20 protein-coding genes and 2 pseudogenes are annotated in these 17,313 nt (G+C 65.4%); 12 read left to right on the top strand and 10 right to left on the bottom strand.

All coding sequences use genetic code 11. The features are described 5' to 3' along the window. Positions 1-83 precede the first annotated feature (83 nt). Entirely contained in the window at positions 84-1,316 is a 1,233-nt protein-coding gene (locus tag A5744_RS04255; RefSeq protein WP_076058664.1) for an osmoprotectant NAGGN system M42 family peptidase, read from the top strand. Positions 1,317-1,381: 65 nt separating this feature from the next. After that, positions 1,382-2,302 (top strand): lytic transglycosylase domain-containing protein, encoded by a 921-nt coding sequence (locus tag A5744_RS04250; RefSeq protein ID WP_139331233.1) that lies wholly within the window; start codon positions 1,382-1,384, stop codon positions 2,300-2,302. A gap of 8 nt (positions 2,303-2,310) precedes the next feature. On the opposite strand, the gene A5744_RS04245 is transcribed toward A5744_RS04250, so the two are convergent. From A5744_RS04245 to A5744_RS04235, 3 genes are all read right to left on the bottom strand, one after another. Beyond that, positions 2,311-2,886: a cyclic nucleotide-binding domain-containing protein gene (locus A5744_RS04245; protein WP_076058663.1), complete on the bottom strand. Its 576-nt coding sequence runs from the start codon at positions 2,884-2,886 to the stop codon at positions 2,311-2,313. A 72-nt stretch (positions 2,887-2,958) separates the two neighbouring features. Further along, positions 2,959-3,435 carry an SRPBCC family protein gene (locus tag A5744_RS04240; RefSeq protein ID WP_076058661.1) on the bottom strand — a complete coding sequence of 159 codons (477 nt, stop codon included), beginning with the start codon at positions 3,433-3,435 and terminating at the stop codon, positions 2,959-2,961. Between the two features lie 9 nt (positions 3,436-3,444). Next, a complete protein-coding gene (locus A5744_RS04235; RefSeq protein ID WP_076058659.1) occupies positions 3,445-4,131 on the bottom strand; it encodes a DUF899 family protein in 687 nt (228 codons plus the stop codon). Positions 4,132-4,294: 163 nt separating this feature from the next. On the opposite strand from A5744_RS04235, the gene A5744_RS04230 reads away from it, so the two are divergent. Next, the gene (locus A5744_RS04230; RefSeq protein ID WP_076058657.1) at positions 4,295-5,098 is read left to right on the top strand and encodes a PPOX class F420-dependent oxidoreductase; all 804 of its coding nucleotides are present in this window, start codon (positions 4,295-4,297) and stop codon (positions 5,096-5,098) included. Here the strand turns inward: A5744_RS04230 and A5744_RS04225 are convergent. Beyond that, positions 5,095-5,955, bottom strand: coding sequence for an alpha/beta hydrolase (locus tag A5744_RS04225; protein ID WP_076058655.1), 861 nt, complete (start codon positions 5,953-5,955; stop codon positions 5,095-5,097). The genes A5744_RS04230 and A5744_RS04225 overlap by 4 nt on opposite strands. Positions 5,956-6,082: 127 nt before the next feature. Continuing rightward, a complete protein-coding gene (locus A5744_RS04220) occupies positions 6,083-6,679 on the bottom strand; it encodes a nuclear transport factor 2 family protein (protein ID WP_240562955.1) in 597 nt (198 codons plus the stop codon). Here A5744_RS04220 and A5744_RS25285 point away from each other — a divergent pair. The 4 genes from A5744_RS25285 to A5744_RS24060 all read left to right on the top strand — a co-directional run bounded on the left by A5744_RS25285 (position 6,618) and on the right by A5744_RS24060 (position 10,847). Further along, a complete protein-coding gene (locus A5744_RS25285) occupies positions 6,618-7,010 on the top strand; it encodes a hypothetical protein (RefSeq protein ID WP_076058652.1) in 393 nt (130 codons plus the stop codon). The two genes, A5744_RS04220 and A5744_RS25285, sit on opposite strands and share 62 nt — an antisense overlap. Positions 7,011-7,695: 685 nt before the next feature. Continuing rightward, positions 7,696-8,079, top strand: coding sequence for a type II toxin-antitoxin system Phd/YefM family antitoxin (locus A5744_RS04210; protein ID WP_076058651.1), 384 nt, complete (start codon positions 7,696-7,698; stop codon positions 8,077-8,079). 13 nt (positions 8,080-8,092) lie between these two features. Further along, complete coding sequence (locus A5744_RS04205; protein ID WP_076058649.1) at positions 8,093-8,764, top strand: zeta toxin family protein; 672 nt, start codon at positions 8,093-8,095, stop codon at positions 8,762-8,764. A 94-nt stretch (positions 8,765-8,858) separates the two neighbouring features. Further along, positions 8,859-10,847: a serine/threonine-protein kinase gene (locus A5744_RS24060; protein WP_139331229.1), complete on the top strand. Its 1,989-nt coding sequence runs from the start codon at positions 8,859-8,861 to the stop codon at positions 10,845-10,847. Between the two features lie 17 nt (positions 10,848-10,864). Here A5744_RS24060 and A5744_RS25280 read toward each other — a convergent pair. The 3 genes and pseudogenes from A5744_RS25280 to A5744_RS04165 all read right to left on the bottom strand — a co-directional run. Then, positions 10,865-11,206 (bottom strand): annotated as a pseudogene (locus A5744_RS25280) (DUF742 domain-containing protein); the annotation flags it as partial. Positions 11,207-11,341: 135 nt separating this feature from the next. Next, positions 11,342-11,860, bottom strand: a pseudogene (locus A5744_RS25275) (peroxiredoxin); the annotation flags it as partial. A 121-nt stretch (positions 11,861-11,981) separates the two neighbouring features. Further along, positions 11,982-12,407 carry a DUF1942 domain-containing protein gene (locus tag A5744_RS04165; protein ID WP_139329444.1) on the bottom strand — a complete coding sequence of 142 codons (426 nt, stop codon included), beginning with the start codon at positions 12,405-12,407 and terminating at the stop codon, positions 11,982-11,984. Positions 12,408-12,760: 353 nt separating this feature from the next. On the opposite strand from A5744_RS04165, the gene A5744_RS04160 reads away from it, so the two are divergent. Continuing rightward, positions 12,761-13,369 (top strand): hypothetical protein, encoded by a 609-nt coding sequence (locus A5744_RS04160; protein ID WP_076058646.1) that lies wholly within the window; start codon positions 12,761-12,763, stop codon positions 13,367-13,369. A 29-nt stretch (positions 13,370-13,398) separates the two neighbouring features. On the opposite strand, the gene A5744_RS04155 is transcribed toward A5744_RS04160, so the two are convergent. After that, positions 13,399-14,226: a DUF1906 domain-containing protein gene (locus A5744_RS04155; protein ID WP_076058645.1), complete on the bottom strand. Its 828-nt coding sequence runs from the start codon at positions 14,224-14,226 to the stop codon at positions 13,399-13,401. A gap of 99 nt (positions 14,227-14,325) precedes the next feature. On the opposite strand from A5744_RS04155, the gene A5744_RS24575 reads away from it, so the two are divergent. The 4 genes from A5744_RS24575 to A5744_RS04145 all read left to right on the top strand — a co-directional run bounded on the left by A5744_RS24575 (position 14,326) and on the right by A5744_RS04145 (position 16,100). Then, a complete protein-coding gene (locus tag A5744_RS24575) occupies positions 14,326-14,499 on the top strand; it encodes a hypothetical protein (protein ID WP_170874420.1) in 174 nt (57 codons plus the stop codon). A gap of 116 nt (positions 14,500-14,615) precedes the next feature. Beyond that, entirely contained in the window at positions 14,616-14,861 is a 246-nt protein-coding gene (locus tag A5744_RS04150) for a hypothetical protein (protein ID WP_076058643.1), read from the top strand. Between the two features lie 287 nt (positions 14,862-15,148). Next, the gene (locus tag A5744_RS24570; RefSeq protein ID WP_170874419.1) at positions 15,149-15,313 is read left to right on the top strand and encodes a hypothetical protein; all 165 of its coding nucleotides are present in this window, start codon (positions 15,149-15,151) and stop codon (positions 15,311-15,313) included. A 364-nt stretch (positions 15,314-15,677) separates the two neighbouring features. Next, the gene (locus tag A5744_RS04145; protein WP_076058641.1) at positions 15,678-16,100 is read left to right on the top strand and encodes an SRPBCC family protein; all 423 of its coding nucleotides are present in this window, start codon (positions 15,678-15,680) and stop codon (positions 16,098-16,100) included. A 341-nt stretch (positions 16,101-16,441) separates the two neighbouring features. Here A5744_RS04145 and A5744_RS04140 read toward each other — a convergent pair whose 3' ends face one another. Next, the gene (locus tag A5744_RS04140; protein WP_076058639.1) at positions 16,442-17,305 is read right to left on the bottom strand and encodes an SMP-30/gluconolactonase/LRE family protein; all 864 of its coding nucleotides are present in this window, start codon (positions 17,303-17,305) and stop codon (positions 16,442-16,444) included. Positions 17,306-17,313: the final 8 nt, after the last annotated feature.

Here is a 17,313-nt window from a genome sequence, read left to right as displayed (position 1 = left end):
CGCGTCTTAGCGCCCGCGGGGCCAATGGGGGCCGACAAGCGGTAGGTTGAACGCGATTCCGCAGAATCCCGAAGGGAGGCACCGTGGGCCACACCGCGGCCATGACTGAGGCCGACCGCGCGTGGATGGTCGACACACTGCTCGCGCTGCTGCAGACCCCGAGCCCGTCGGGGCGGACGGACGCCGTGATGCAGCTGATCGGCGACACTTTCGATCACTTCGGCGTCCCATTCTCGCTGACCCGCCGCGGAGCGTTGACCGCCGAACTCACGGGTGAGTCGCCGACCATCGACCGCGCGCTGGTGGTGCACGCGGACACGATCGGGTGCATGGTGCGAAGTCTCAAGGACAACGGCCGACTCGAGGTGATTCCGGTCGGCACGTTCTCGGCCCGCTTCGCCGCGGGCGCCCGCGTGCGGATCTTCCCCGACGACCCCGACGAGTTCATCACCGGCACCGTTTTGCCGCTCAAGGCCAGTGGGCACGCCTTCGGCCACGCGATCGACACCCAACCCACGGACTGGGAGAACGTCGAGGTGCGGGTCGACCGCAAGGTGTCGTCCCGGGAGGACTTGGTTCGGCTCGGCCTGCAGGTCGGTGACTTCGTCGCGTTGATCACCAGCCCCGAGCTCACCGCCGACGGCTTCATCGTGTCCCGCCACCTCGACGGGAAGGCCGGCATCGCGATTGCGCTGACGCTGGCCAAGAACTTCTCCGAGAAACGGGTCATGCTGCCGCACCGCACCATGATCATGGTGACCATCACCGAGGAGGTCGGCCACGGGGCCAGCCATGGCCTGCCCGCGGACGTCGCCGAACTCATCTCGGTCGACAACGCGGTGTGTGCGCCCGGCCAGCAGTCCATCGAGGACGGGGTGACGATCCCGATGGCCGATATGCACGGCCCGTTCGACTATCACCTGACCCGGAAGCTGTGCCGGCTCGCCGAGGAGCGGGGCATCCCGTACGCGCGCGATGTGTTCCGCTTCTACCGGTCTGACGCCGCCGCGGCGATCGAGGCCGGCGCAGGCACCCGGGCCGCACTAGTCGGCTTCGGCCTTGACGGCAGCCACGGCTGGGAGCGCACCCACATGGACTCGCTGGAGGCGACCTACAGCCTGCTGCACAGCTGGCTGCAGACACCGCTGACGTTCGCCAAATGGGACGCGAAGCCGTCCGGCAAGCTACGCGACTTCCCCTCCTCGAAGCAGCCCGCGCCGAGCGAGCAGTGGGTGCCCCTGTCCCGAGGCGAGCACGGCGAGCCCGGCGAACCGTCACCGGGTTCGCCCTGGCCGCCCGCGGGGCCCCAGAGCTGAGGCTGCGGCCGCTCGGCACCTCGACACACCGGCTACCGTTGACCTATCCCGACTTCTCGACGGGAGTGAACAACGTGAGCCGTAACCATGCAGTCGCTGTCGTGGGCGTGGGTGCGATCGTGGTCGCACTCGCAGGGTCTACGCATCCCGCACCAGTGGGCATCGAGCTCGCCTCGATCACCATGCTGGCCGACGCGCCGTACGCGTCCGACGGCGCGCAGCCACACCTGGCGTCCGACCCCGCGCAGTTGGCCGACGACCTCGTCGCCGACGAAAACGCGCTGCGTGACCCAGCGACGGGGGAGGCGGCGCTGGTAGCGGCGGCGCATCGTCAGCAGGCCGCCTATCGGGCCATCGGTCGGCACCCCGAATGGGATGCGACGACCCGACCGCGCATCCCTTCGTCATTGCTCGACGTTTACGACCGCAATGTCGACGCCCGCCGACAGCTCACCGCGATGACACCGGTGCGAAGCACGCTTCCCGCGTGGCGCGTCGAGTCGCCGGCTCCGGCCGAGCAGCTGCTGGGCTTCTACCATCAGGCCGAGTCGGAAACCGGCGTCGGCTGGAACTATTTGGCCGCCATCAACTTCATCGAGACTCGCTTCGGCAGCATCGTGGGCGCGAGCACCGCCGGCGCGCAAGGGCCCATGCAATTCCTGCCCGCGACGTTCGCGACCTACGGGGCGGGCGGCGACATCGGGTCGCCCCACGACAGCATCATGGCGGCGGGCCGCTACCTCGCCGCGAATGGCTTTGCCAGCGACCGTGATCGCGCCATCTACCGGTACAACCACGCGAACGAATACGTGCGCGCGGTCGATCAATACGCGACGCTGATCGCCGCCGATCCCGCGGCGTTTGCCGGCTATTACCGGTGGGATGTCTATTGCTACACGAACGCGGGCGACGTGTTGTTGCCCATCGGGTATGCCGCGACATCACCGATCCCGGTGGGGGACTACCTGGCATCCCACCCGCAGTAGTCCGGCACCTATGTGCCGTGTCGTTCGATCCAGTCGGAGACCGCCGCCTCCAGCGCGCCCGCGACGTCCACACCGGCATGGTCTGCGGCCCGCTCGAACCGCTCGACCAATTCCGTTGGGAGCGAGGCGTTTAGCTTAGAGCGCGCCGGTTTCGGTTTCGGTGGCGGCGTGACAGGGACGTGTTGCGCGGCGGTCGCGTCCATGGTTTCACGGAGCGCGGGTATCTGGTCGAGCAAGCGGGCGAGATCGTCGCGCTCGATGCGCAGTACTTCGGCCGGCCCCATCGTCGTCACGGTCGCGGAACGCAATTTTCCACGGCGCAGCGCGGATTCGCCGATCACCTCACCCGGCCCCAAGACGGCGATGCGGTCGTCGCCGACGTACACCCCTGCCTCCCCGCTGAGCAGGATGTAGCACGCGTCCGACGGCGTCTGCTCACGAATCAGCGGCCATGGCACCGACCGCGACGTGTGATGCGCCGCTTGCACGAGCCGCTCCAGCTCGTGATCCGAAAACTTGTCGAATGCGGTGAATTCGCGTAGCCGGCGTGGGTCTATCGCCGGTTCGTGCGCGTCTGACTTCATAGCGGGCTCCCGATGCGCGATGTGACCGTGCCACCGAGGAGCCTAACGCTGGATTTGCTGAAAAAGCAGAGGTTAGCCCGCGACGGATCGCTCGAGGGACGCCAACGAATCGGCAAGATAGTCCTCACCGAAGATGGGCATCTCGCCGACCCGCTCGCGGAACTCCTGGGGCGTGCCGCTCCAGTCGTAGGTCAGCGTGACGTCGGTGCCGTCCCCGTTCGGCGCGAGGTCGTAGCGCCAGAACCAGCCGCCGGGATTGTGGTTGCCGGCGTCGTCGAGCACACCCGGCATCCACCCGATCGCGCGATCCTTCTCGAACACATTGACCAGGTTGTAGGTGACGTAGTCGCCGCCGGCTCGGATCAAGTACATGTTCATCGCGAACATCTGGCCCGCGGCGGTGATCGGTGTGGTGTCCACGGCATCGCGGACCCAATCGGTGGGCTCGGTGGCGGCGTGCCGGGACGGATCGGCGAGGACCGCGAAAATCGCTGCCGGGCTCGCGCCGATCGTGCGGGTGACGACGTAGCGTTCGGCGGTCATGGTCATCCGTTGTCCTTACTTGTCGCTGGATCCGTAGGCGCGGGCGATATCGGGAGAGTCGAGCCAACCCGAGTATGTCGGGCGCGACGGCCACCCTTCGGGCGAATCGAGCCATTCCTCCTGACGGCCCCACGGAAGTATGTCGATCAGCGCGAAGCTGTGGCTGAGCTGCTCGGTGCCCCGCCCGTTCGTATGCCACGTGCGATACACGGTGTCGCCGTCGCGCAGGAACACGTTGACGGCGAAGCCGCCGCCCGGCGGCGCGTCCATGTCGGCGCCAAACGAGCTCTCCGACGACGAGTACCACTCCATCCGGTTGCCGACCTTCCGCTTGTACGCGAGTGCCTCGTCGATCGGTCCGTTGGTGACGATGACGAAGCGGGCGTCATAGCTGTCGAGGAACTCGAGCCGGGTGAACTGCGACGTGAAGCCCGTGCACCCGCTGCACTGCCACTCCGCGCCGTCCGACCACATGTGGTGGTAGGTGATGAGCTGCGAGCGGCCAGCGAACACATCGACCAGCCGGATCGGGCCGTCGGCGCCGATGAGCGTGTAATCGGGCAACTCGACCATCGGCAGACGGCGCCGCTGGGCGGCGATCGCGTCCAGTTCGCGGGTGGCGGCCTTTTCGCGCTTGCGCAGTTCGTCGAGGGCGGCGCGCCACGTCTGGTGATCAACAATTGGCGGTAGGGCGTTAGGCATGGAATCAACCTTTGCTCTCGATCTGTCAGTCTCAAAGGTATGACCGGTGGCGGCCCAAGAATTCATCGCTGGATCGTCGGTTGACCTTCGGTCGTGATGTCACATGTCGGCGCGCTACTACGTCTAGCGATTGAAGACAAACAAGCAACGCGGACGAGGGGGCGTGATGAATCGCTTGAGCAGCCTGGCGCGGGTATACCTGGTCGCGGTGACGGCACTGGTCGGCACGATCACCGCGGGGATCGGGATTTGGTGCCTCATCGGTCCGACATCATTTGCGAATGCGGTTGGCTTTGATGTGCACCGGCACTTCCTGCACGATCTCGGCGCGTTCCAGATAGGCCTAGGAGTGGGGCTCCTGCTCGCGCTGATCTGGGCGGACGCCCTGGCCACCACGCTCGCGGGCTTTCTGGTGGCCAACACCCTGCACACCGTGAACCACGTGATGGACCTCGACCTGGGCGGTTCGGCGGCGCAGGCGTGGGCGCTCGGCGTGGTGTCGGTGTTGCTGGTGGCGGCGTTCGCGCTGCGGCTGCGTCAGCTCGGCTACGTTCTTGGCGCCGTCGGCACGGCCACCACGCCCTCGTTGGCGCGATTCGTGCGGCAGAAGACGATCCGGCTGATCACGTTTCGAAAGGACGGCACGCCCGGCTCGAGCCCGGTCAGCATTGTGGTCGACGGCGACCGCGCCTACTTCCGCAGCTTCGAGCGGGCGATCAAAGTTCGCCGGATTCGGCGCAACCCGAGCGTCGAGTTCGGCCCGGCGACAGCATCGGGCAAGCCAACGGGATCCGTGCAGCCCGGCACTGCCCGCATCCTGGAGGGTGCTGAGTACCGCAACGTTGGGCGGCTGCTGCGGCAAAAATATCCCATCCTGCATGGCGTCGTGGTGCCGCTGACGCACCGTCTCATGCGGTCCAAGTTCGGTCGCACGGTGCACGTGGAGCTCACCCCGTCGACCGACTAGCTCAGCCCAGCCCCGGGCCTGCGGGCGGCGATATCCGATATCGCGTCGATGACCGCGTCCGGCTGATCAAGTGAGACAAAGGTTTTCGCGTCTGGAACCTCGATCAGCTTGGCGTCGACGAACTGCTTGGCCAGGCGCCGGCCCAAGCCCGGGGTAAAGCAGCGGTCCCGCTGTCCCCATACGAGCGTGACGGGCTTGGTGAACCGGGGAAGTCGGGTGGCCACGTCGGTGAGATCGGTGACCGCGACCTGACGCAACAGGGCCGCCAGGTCGCGGCAGATGCGTGCGTCCTTGAGGCAGGGCTGCAGCCACGCGGCGGTGACGTCCGGATCGGGATGGTTGATCAGCAGGCCGAAGCCGAGTGGCGAGTTGCGCAGCGCCCGCAACCGCATCTGTCCGAACAGCGCCTTGATCGAGATGGGGCCGCGAAGCAACGCGAACACGAGGTCGAACGGGAAGGGCGGGCACTTGTCGAAGGCGTCGCAGTTGGTGAGCACCAGCCGTCCAATCCGGTCCGGATGAGCGTCGACAAGCAGTTGGCATATCCCGCCACCGGTGTCGCTGCCGACGAGGGTCACATCGGAAAGGTCGAGGGCCACGATCGCGTCGTTGATCATCTCCGCAACACCGCGCAGTGAGAGCGCCGTGGCATCTCTGACCGGGATGGTGTGCGAGCCGAGCGGCAACGTCGGCACGATGCAACGGAAACCGCGGCGCGCCAGGCCTTCAGCGACCTCGCGCCACAGTCGCCCGTCGACCAGGATGCCGTGGACGAACAGCACCGGCGCATGCGGAGAATCCTGCGGTCCGAACTCCTGATATTCGATTGTGCCCTGGGGGAGCGCCAGCTCTGCCATGTCGGTTGTTCCTCCTCGTGCTTCGGTGCCGACCCACCCCCAATCGAAGCCCGAGAGCAGCTGCCGGGGCCACCCCGCGAACTGCCAAATACTGCCAATCTCCCGAAGGCGCGGCGCCAACGCCCGGTCAGGGCTCGAGATTCAGCAGCGCCGCACCGGTTGCCGGATCCAGGGGTGCCGACGCGTGGTCATGCGCGACGAGCCAGCGGCCGTTGACCTTCTTGAGACACACCGTCGCTCGAACCCAGAAACCGGCGGTCGTGTTTCCCCCCTTCAGGGTGCCGCTGAGCCGATTGAGGCTGTGCGCGAATGCGACGTCGCCGCGCACGGTGATCGTCAGGTCGCGAATCTCGTAATCCGGCTGCTCGTAGGCAGCGAATACGCGCTCCCAGTTCTTCCGTTTCGCTTCCGTCCCCACGTGTTGCAGGGGCGGCTCGATGTCGAACGACACAACATCTGTCGTGTAAGCCGACATCACGGCCTCGAGATCCCGGGCGCGAATGGCACCGGCGAGTGCGTCGATCCGGTGTCGAATGTCAGCTTCGTCAGCCGGCTGTTCGGTAGGCGTGGTCACAGAATTCACGGTAGCCGGAGCAAACCGGTGCTTGACCTGTCCGGCTGGGCCGGGTTCGATAATGCATACGGCTAGGGGGAGGCCCGCAATGAGGACATTCATTCGCCATCTGGTTTCCGTCGCCATGGTTGCGTGGGCAACGATGGCCACCGTAACGATCGCAACTCCGGCAGTGAGCTGGGCCGACTGCGGCAACGGCGATGTGTGGGACCCGAAGGCCGAGGTGTGCCGGCCCGCGGGAGGGCCGATACCTCAGCAATGCGACCCAGGCCAGTGGTGGGACCCGACGGGCGACGTATGCCGGCCACTGGGTGTCGGGCCGCAACCCTTGGCATGCGACCCGGGCCAATGGTGGGACCCCACGGCGAACGTGTGCCGGCCGCTCGGGGTGGGACCGCAACCGTTGGCGTGTGACAACGGCTGGTGGTGGGACCCGACCGCCAACATCTGCCGTCCACCAGTGGTACCGCCCGCCGGTTAGGCGCGCGTGCCTTCCAAAGCTCCCTTAGTAGCCGCTAGCGTTCCTTCGGCGGCGCGAGTATGCTCCTTCGCATAGTGAACGGATACGTCTACAATTGAGCAGGAACGGCCGCATGTACAGCGCACCATCGCCTTTTGACGAGCCAACTGCACCTATCGATACGCAGACCCTGCGCTTATGGTGGGCGCGCCAGCATCGTGAAACGTACGTCATCGAGCGGCGCAAGCCCTGGCGCGCGTCCATCCGGGCAACCTCGAATCGCTGACGACCTCACCGCCCTCAAGAGTTGCCGGTGAGCAGGTTGTAGCAAGCAGATCACCACGGGCAGCGTTGCCGCAACAACAGCTGCCTACTCTGACGGGATCCGATCGGGGGAGGCCGCGTCGATGCCTTGGTACTGCTGGGCGACCGTCGTCATCATGCTCATTGCCCTTACCGCGCGCCATCTGGCACCTCGTGAAGGGGAACACCGCCGGCCGGCAGGAGAGGGCGAATCACCCGCCGTCGCGGCAAATCCTTTCGCGCGCAACGGGATCAACGACGAGACGTACCGCCAGCGCTTTATGTGACCGTTCCAGACCGAACAACTTCTCGGTTCACCGCAATCCATCTCGGCTAAGTAGCACGCCGTCCGCCACAGTTTTGGCCTATGCACAAAATAGACAAAACGGCTAAAATAGCTCGTATGCAGACAACCACCAAGGCGGGCGCCGCGTCCACCGTCTCGTTCCGCAATCGCGATGGCAAGCTGGTCGACGTGCCCAGGGTGACCGCCAGCCGCCTCAAAAACGAGTTTGGCACGGTCTTTGAGGAGGCCGCACTCAACGGGGCAGTGGTGATCACCAAGCACGACACCCCTCGGGCGGTGCTGCTGTCCTATCCCGAATTCGAGGCGCTGACCGCGCCGGTCACACCTGCCCTCGACGACCTCAGCGAGCGCTTCGACAAGCTGCTGGCCACCATGCAGACACCGAAAGCAAAAGCCGGGGTCGCCGCGGCCTTCGACGCCACGCCGGAGGAATTGGGAGCCGCGGCGGTGAAGGCGGCGCGCGCGGCCCGGCGACGGTGATCCAAGGCGGGCCATGGTTCGCAAACCAACGGCGCCGCCGCAGATCCACGTGTTGGCCGGCGTCAACGGCGCCGGCAAGAGCAGCATCATCGGCGCGACGATCCGCGACAAGGGCGGTGAGTACTACAACCCCGACGAGGCGGCGCGCGAGATCATGGCAGCCAACCCCGAGTTGGGCCAGACCGAGGCGAACGCGGCGGCCTGGGACCAGGGCCGAAAGCTGCTGGAGCGGGCGATTGATGAAGGCCTCGATTTCACGTTCGAGACCACACTCGGCGGCAACACCATGCCGCGGCTGCTGGCCGATGCCGCCAAGCGTGGCATCGAAATCCACGTCTTCTACGTCGGGCTCGACACCGACGACGCCCACATCGCGCGAGTCCGGCAACGGGTCCGCGGCGGCGGGCATGACATTCCCGAAGCCGACATCCGACGCCGCTGCCGCCACAGCCTGATCAATCTCGTGACATTGCTGCCTGTGCTGACCGAGCTGCGGGTGTATGACAACTCCGCGACCGCCGACCCGGCGAAGGGACAGACACCGCGGCCGGTCTTGGTGCTGCACATGCAGCGCGGCCGGATCGTCGGGCCGCCCGACTTGACCTCGACACCGGAGTGGGCCAAGCCCCTCGTCGCGGCGGCGCTGGAGCTCGTAAACGGGAGGGGAGTCCGCCGGGATAGGTGAGCAGCGCCGTCCGAACCACGTTTGCGAGGGTTTCCCCAAACTGCGTCAGCGGTGGATTATGGTGTTGCTGGCTCGCTGCTGTCGGGAGGTTTCGGTGGAAGGGACCCCGTTCGGCCAGTACCGGCTAATCAACTTGCTTGGCCGAGGTGGCATGGGCGAGGTCTGGCGAGCCTATGACACCGTCACCGATCGGATCGTCGCGCTGAAAGTGCTTCCCGCGCATTTTGCTGCGGACAGGACGTTTCAACAGCGATTCCGTCGCGAGGCCCACGCAGCCGCACGGTTAAACGACCCTCACATAGTGCCGATTCACACCTACGGCGAGATCGACGGGCGGCTATTTGTCGACATGCGGCTGATCGAGGGCCGCGACCTGGCAACCGTGCTGGCCTCGGGTTCGATGCCACCCGCACGCGCGGTCCACATCGTCGAGCAGCTGGCCCACGCCGTGTACGCCGCGCACAAGATCGGATTGGTGCATCGGGATATCAAGCCCTCCAACATCTTGCTCGACGACAACGATTTTGCGTATCTGATCGATTTCGGGATCGCGCGCGCGGTGGGCGAGACCGGTCTGACGGGAACGGACGTGGTGGTTGGCACGCTGCGCTACATGGCACCCGAGCGTTTCGGTGTCGGCCAGGCCGATGCACGCTCGGACATCTACGCGCTGGCCTGCGTGCTCTATGAGTGCTTGACGGGAGGCGCCCCATTTCCGGGTGACAGCATCGAGCAACAAGTGGCAGGGCATCTATCGGCCCCGCCGCCGCGACCGTCCGACTGCGGCGCGCCGCCGGGGTTCGATGCGGTCATCGCCACGGGTATGGCCAAGGACCCTGACCGCCGCTACGCCACCCCGGTGGAAATGGCACGGGCCGCTCGTGACGCGATCACCATGCCGCTGCGGGTACCGGACTCGACCGTGCAGGCGCACACGGCCGGTGAGCCAACGGAGCACATACAGCAACCGTTGCCCCCCAACACATTCCAATTCGTGGAGGGAAACCTCAAACGCGCCAGACGGCCATGGGCAGTCGCCGCGGTGATCGCGGTGATCGTGGCCCTGGCGGGCGCGAGCGTATACCTTCTGCGCACACACACATCCACGACTGCAACTACGCGGACGACGGCATCCCCGGCGGTCGCCGTACCACCTTCGTCACCTCCTAGCGGGACCGTCACGGCACCCCCGAGTGGTCCACCTACCCTCGCTGGCTCAATCCGGGTGGGCAACGGCGCCTTCGGCGTCGCGGTCGACTCCGGCGGACACACCGTCTACGTCGCGAACACCGGTTCCAACTCCGTCTCGGCGGTCGATACCGCCAGCCGCACAGTCACAGCCACCATCGCGGTAGGACGCCACCCCGTGGGGCTGGCGGCGGATCCGTCGAGCAAGACCATCTACGTCACCAACTACGACGACTCCTCCGTGTCGGTGATCGACATCGCGAGCAATAAGGTCGTCGCCTCCATTGGTGTCGGTATCCATCCCGGTGGGGTAGTGGTCGACCCGGATGCCCGAGTCGTCTATGCCACCAATGGTGATAGCGCATCGGTGTCGGTCATCGACGCGACGACGCATGCCGTGACGGCGACGGTGCCCACCGGGAAAGGTCCGAGCCGGGTGGCCATCGATCGGACCGCGCGCCGCTTGTTTGTCACCACCGCGGATCCGACAGTGACGGTTATCGATACGACGAACCGAACCGTCATCGGTTCCGTCGCGCTTCGCGGCCGCCCGGCCGGCATCGCAATCGATACTGAATCGCACACTGCGTATATCGCCAGCGGCGACGACGCGTCGGTGTCCTTCGTCGACACCAACAGTCTCGCGGTCACGGCGAGTGTGCCCGTGGGACAGCGCCCCGCCGGTGTAGCGGTGGACCCACCGACGAAGACCGCGTACGTGGCCAACTACAGCGGTGCGTCGGTGTCGGTGATCGACACCGCGAAACGCACCGTCACCGGAATCCTTCCCGTCGGCAACAATCCGCTCGCCATCGCCGTCGACCCGAACACACACTTCGCTTACGTCACAAGCGACCTGAACCATGGTTCGGTGTCGGTGATCGAACGCGGGTGAGGGGCGAGGACACTTCGTCAAGCCGAGTGGCGTGCTCGCAGGCCGCGCAGCGTCCTTCTTATCAATTCACGTCGCTCGTCGATTGTCATCGAGTCACCGAGGGGGGCGTGCACCCGCAAATAGCCTTGCGTCACTAGGTCGCCGACCAGGAACCGCGTCGCACCGAGCGGCAAGGCCAGACGCGCAGCGATCTCCGCGACCGAGGGGCTGTCCGCGCACCATGCCAGGATCTGGCCACGCACATCATTTCTCGGCCAGCGCGACGGCTTCGCTGCGGTGTTGAGCGCTTCGATGCGCGCCTCGAGTGGCAGTTCGACACCAGAGTCGGTGCGACCCGCCGTCAGCGCGTATGGCCGGACCGGGCTCGGCTCATCCGCGGTTTGCGGTTCGATGAACCAGTCGCCGATCGGTTCGCCGTTGCCCTCCGACTGCTGATGCGCGTCGGTGTCCTTCTCCCGGACATGCGGCGAACCATGCGACACGTTGTGGTGCTCCAAGAACCACAGGGCCTGGTCGGCGTGGACCGATGCGCGCAGCTCGTTGGAAACGACCTTGAGTACGGTGCGGTCGGTGTCGATGACGAATGTCGTCCGTCTGACCGGCAGCAGCCGGGCCAGCAGGCCGCGGCGCCGGCTGTGCCGGCCGCGCCGGGTCGCCTCACGCGCCACGACGGATCTACGCAGCTTGGCGAGCCTGCCTCGGCGCACCCCGAACAGCTCGGACACCACGCCGTCCGCGTCGGACAGCAGTGGATAGTCGAAAGACCGCTGCTGGGCGAAGTGGGCCTGCTTGTCGACGGTATCGGTGCTGATGCCGACCCTTTGGGCGCCCACCCGGGCGAATTCGTTGCTCAGGTCCCGAAAGTGACAGGCCTGGGCTGTACAGATCGGTGAAGACGCTAAGGGGAAGAAGAACAGCACCACCGGGCCGTCGGAAAGGAGCGCCGCCAGTGTCCGAGGCTGACCGGTGTGATCGTGCAGAGTGAAGTCAGGCGCCTTCTCGCCCGCGATCATCGGCAAAGAGTAGCGCGGGGAGGCGTGGAAGCGGAACGACTGGGACGATTCGGCCACCGCCTAACAGCTGCCAGGGGATGGCCGACACACTCGAAGGCGGGGACACGTATCGAGTTGCTAGCTAGCCCTTCCAGACGACCTTGTCAGTGCCTCCGGCGTCCCGGTATACGACACTGTCAGGGTTCGTACCGTTGCGAACGTCGAAGTAAATGCGCCCCTTAACAGGGCTTCCTAGGGGGAGTGGCCCCTCAGGAAGGCCGTCGATCTGGTTGCCCTTCATCACCGCGAACGTTGAGCTGTTGACCGCCCGAGCGTTGAAGTCGGCGATGTTCGGAGTTGCGTTACCGCTTACGCCTGTGGCCGTGACGTCGGAGTACCAGATGCCGTCGTTGTGGCCGCTGGGCCGCAGGTTGCTCACGGTGTAGTCAATAGTGCCACCATTGCTGGACAGCTCTGCCATCTGGCCGAATTGCAGCACTTGCGGATCGGCGAATGCCGGCGTCGCCGCGAGGATTCCGGCCGCCGCCAGTGCGGCCGTTGCTGTCATTGTTTTCGATGCAATGTGTGAGAACGCCACGTCGGGCTCCCTTCGTGAGTGTGCCGCCTGTCGAATGGCAGCAGCCGATTCACAGGTGAGGTCTATCCAGAGCTCCGAATTTCAAACCATCGATGCGAGGGTCACGGGACGCGGCCGCCGAGCCCATGGTGGACTTCATCGAGCACCGTGATCCCTGCTCAGGTGCTCTGCCTCGCCGGCTATGACCGCGCCGTAAGGTCGTTCGGAGCTACGACGACCGCGGCCGCCTGCGCCACTCAGGTGGTTCGGTCGTGGTCCCGGTCGGGCAGGGGGATAAGGGGCGACTCGACCCACACCACAGCAAGACGCTAGGAGGAAAGCTCATGAGAACGATCGCATACCGCCACCCGGCAGTCGTCGGTCTGGCCGCCGTCGCGCTGATCACTGTCGGCTGCAGCAATGGCAACAGCGTCGACGCGTCGCCACCGTCTCAGGTCGGGGCGAGCGGCACCTCCACGTCTAAAACCCCGGCGCCACCCACCGAGGTGAAGCTGATCGGGGAGAGCGACGTCGAGGTGACTCTGACCGGCCCGATCGCTGCCAAGTACTCGGCGGCAACCGAGGATCAGAAGAAGGCCCTCGGCAAGCCGCTGACGGGTGACCGCAACGCGGGGACACGGGAGAGCGGCGTGGTGTTCCAGCAGTTCCAGGGCGGCGTGATCACCGCCAAGAACGGCGCGGCCGGCACGCCTGCATACATCACCGTGGGCAAGATCCGGGAGGCGTGGAATGTCCCACGCGACCCGGACGGCACGCCCGCGGTCACCGGCACCAACGGCTCGGCAGGTCCGCTGGGCTTGCCCACCAGCGACGCGAACACCGTCGGCGATCTGGTCGTGTCGAACTTCGAGCATGGCAAGATCGAGTACAACCCGAAGACCGGCCAGGTCGAGGTGACGGTGAACGGCAAGGTCGTACCATCCGGGCTGTAGCCCGAATCAGGCGTTCAGCGATCTCGCCACTACCGCACATCGCCACTGGGATGGTTCGCATGGAGGTTCCACTGGCCGCAATCGGAAGCCAGGACATCGTTGACGTCGACTTCGAGTCCGCCGACCTTTGGCCCGGGATTGGACGAGGTGCTCACGACTCGCTGGTAGAGAACAGCGGCAGGGTGGACCTGATTGCCGGACCAGGCGCGAGTTTGCCAAACCCAACGGCGACCAGGTGTGCTCGAAGACCCGACAACGCCATCGGCCGCGGCCCACTCACACACCCTCACGCTTCCGTAGACCCCCGTGCGTTGAACCCCAAGAACCGAGTTGATTCCGCGAAACCACTGCAGCGCGCTGCGATTCCAGGTGTCGCGATTGATGTCCTCATCGATGGTGAAGAAAATCGGGGCACCTTGGCTGCCGCCCGCGGCGGTGTGCAGCTGCCAGGCGGTGCGCGCGTCCGCGATGCCGCCGGCGTAGCCGCGCGTGAAGTCCGACGGTGCCGACCCACCCGGTTTGCCGTATTGGTAGTTACTGACAATCACCAGGCCTGCGGCTTTCAATGAGTCGGCGTAGGGCCGAGTGATCGGCTTGGCACCAAACGATGAGCCAGGACGCGACTCCGAAACGTAGTTGACCACACCGCTATAGCCGGCAGCTCGAATCTGCTGCGCAGGAATTTGGCGCGCGGCGAAGTCGATCAGTTGGGGAGGAGCGGCGGCGGCCGCCGCCGGCATCCCGCAGGCTAATGATCCGACACCCAAACCGGCCAACGCTATTGCATAGCGCAGCGCGTCGCGCCGAGAAGCCGCTCGCAGTCGCACGTCGCTGGCCAGCGGGGGCAAACTGTGCATCGCGCGATGTTAACGATGTGACTGTTGTTACCGATAGGGCTGCGCCAGCCGAAACGCGGTTGCGCTCCCAAACGGATACCAAACGGTGACCGTTCGGCTATGACCGCGGACACGGCGCGCGAACGGCTCGGCGTAGCAATTGGACTGAATCGCGCCCTGGTCTACCGCATGCTGGCCCACCTCGAGGCCGACGCGACGACGTCGAAACAATTCGATGGTCTTGTCGAGGTGATCATGCGGGGACTGCACCGCGTTGTGTGCTGTGACCGTTAAGGAGCGTTACCGCAATCGTGATCTCGCACTCGTATCTTCGGATATACGAGAAGGCCGAACCTTTCGACCTCCCTACCTAATAACGCCGATCGGCGTTCGTACGCCCGGGGGCTGATATGACCACCGCAATCGCCGCGCACAACCCAGTCGACAAAGACGCGACCGACGGGCATGACGATGTCTTCTTGGCGGTCGCAAAAGTGAACGCAATTGCCCGTCGAGGGGACACCGTTCTCGTCGAATCGAAGCCGCGCTGGCGACTCACGGAAGAAGAGATCGTGCGCGCGGCGATCGCGGTGATTTTGGTGGCTCTTGTAACGGTGATTGGCGTCGCCGCGGCCACGATCTTGACAATGGGTTAGCAGCGGATACGGCACGGAAGGCTCGCCCCGTCTGGCCTCGAAGACCGCAACACACGAAGACCGCCTGCTCGACCCGGAGTACGCGGAACGCCTTGGGCGGCAAGCGAAATCGGTGGACGGTCGGCAGTTGACAGGGGAGCGCAAGCACTGATCGGTTGCGGCTGTGTTCATGCATCACGCCCGTGGGCCACGTTCGCGGCTGGGCACTGACCGACATCGCGCCCGCAGGCTGCCGCATCACATAGCCGGCACAGCCAACCGCCGCCCGGTGACTGCCCAGTTCGGCGATGTTCGAGTCGGTCGTGCGCCAACGTCGCAACGACCGCACGACTTATCCCGCGAAGCTGATTCCGTTGCTCGCCACTGAGCCGCCTGAGCGCGGCGACGACCGCGTCGTGGCGAGCGCGTCGCAGCCGGTGCGCAAGTCGTCGTCCTTCGGCTGTCAGCGCTAGGGAGCGTGTGCGGCCGTCCGCACCGGGCCCGCGGTCAACGAGCCCGTCGCGAGCCAGTCGATCCACGATCCGGACGCAACCCGAGTGAGTGACACCCATCATCGAGCTCAACGACTGAACGGATCCCGCGTGCGCCAGATCCGCCAACGCGACCAGCGCTACGGCGGCGCTGCGATCCTGTCGGGTCGACGCTTCGAGCGAGTCGTAAATGGCGTCGCTGATGGCGAGCGCCGCTACCGCGACCCAGTTGATCAGCTGCTCGCCGTCGTGGTTGTCCATCGCCTCCGCCGCCTGGTTTCTCTCTTCGCGTTACAGGGTAGTCGATATATGACTCAGTCATATATCTAGAAGAGGAGGTCCCTCGATGACGTTCACAGCCACCGCTGAAGTCGACATCAACGCACCCGCTCAGCGGGTGTGGCAGGCGCTAACTGATCCGGAGATCGTGGAAAAGTACTTCTTCGGAACCCACGTGGAAACCGACTGGAAACCAGGTAGCCCCATCACATGGTCCGGCGAATATGACGGAACCGCGTACCAGGACAAGGGGTCGGTTATCGACGTGCAGGAGCCGCATCTGCTGCGGGTCACGCATTTCAGCCCGATGACCGGCCTGCCCGACAAGCCCGAGAACTACCACACACTCACCTACGAACTGACTCCAACGAATTCAGGCACCCGGGTGAAGCTGTCCCAGGACAACAACGCCAGCGCGGATGAAGCCAACCGAGCCGAGGCGAACTGGAATTCGATGCTGTCGGGCCTAAAGAAGACCGTCGAGGGATAGCGGGGTGGGGATCAGGCGCGGCGGCACCAGCCTCGGCCGACTTGACATAATGTCGCTTATCGGTAAATGCATGTCCAGGTCGCATGTGGTTGAAAGAACTTCGCATCCCCGGTGATCGGATACCGCTGGTGTCGGTGCCATCCCGCCCCGGACCCACCCGGAATGCACAGTGCCGAAGAAAGTCCCAGAGCGCGTGGATGGTTCGGACGTCAGGTGACTGCCTTGGAAGTGGACGGCAATCCGTGAAGCCGCCATTCGACCGCCCGTCCCCGCGCCTGGCCGCGGCACCATTAATACGTCACTGTGACGAAATGCCCTGGGCCGCAAGGGATACCGTGACCTCAGCCTGCCCTCGGGACAGGCGCCTCGGTGACGAATATCCGGGCGGACCGGCGGGCCTGCACCGCCTCCAGCTGGTCGACACCTTCGAATTCGTTGCAGAGCAAGAAAAGGTGCTGGCCGTCGGGGCCGCCAAGGGTGCAGGCGAAGCAGGGCAGCTCGGTCTCGACGCGGTGGGTGATCTCGCCGCCGTCGAGCACCCGCACGCACGCGCCAGCGGGAGCATCCGGATCGCCCGTATGCGAAAAAACGTCAGCGGTCTGGGACCAGATCGCCGACTCGGCGTCGATACAGATGCCGTCCGGGCCCAGCCCCTCGGCCCACACCCGGCGGTCCGAAAGTGAACCGTCGTCCTGAATGACGAATGCGCTCAGCCTTCCGGCGAATGACTCGGCGACTACCAAGGTGGATCCGTCGGGCGTCACGACCATGCCGTTGGGGAACTCGATGTCACCCGCAACCTGACGATAGGTGCCATCGGGCGCGACGAGGTTGATCCAGCCGGGCTCTGGTGTGCCGCCGCCCAGGAAGTCGAAATCGAAGCCGTCCACATACATGCGGCCATGCGGGTCGATGACAATCTCGTTGCCGCCCCGCTCGCAGTGCGTCACCGTCTCCCCATCGGGTTCGTGCCGAGTCACAGTCGGACCGGTCGTGATCAGGCGCCCATCGGGCAGCCAGTCGATCGACCAACCCATCTGGGGCGGCCCCTCGGCTATCACCTCGGCACTGCCGTCCATGTCGACGGCGACAACCTCACCCACACCCCAGTGGGCGAACCACAATCGACCCTCGTGCCACCGGGCTGACTCGACCATTACTAGGCCGGACAGCAGAGTGCGGACGGGGGGCAGATGCTCGACCATGAGGCCAC

The organism is Mycobacterium sp. IS-1264, assembly GCF_001954195.1.
In the GTDB taxonomy this organism is placed as follows: Bacteria; Actinomycetota; Actinomycetes; order Mycobacteriales; family Mycobacteriaceae; genus Mycobacterium.
Note: the sequence above shows the minus strand (reverse complement) of the source record. Positions and strands in the feature narration are given on the sequence as shown.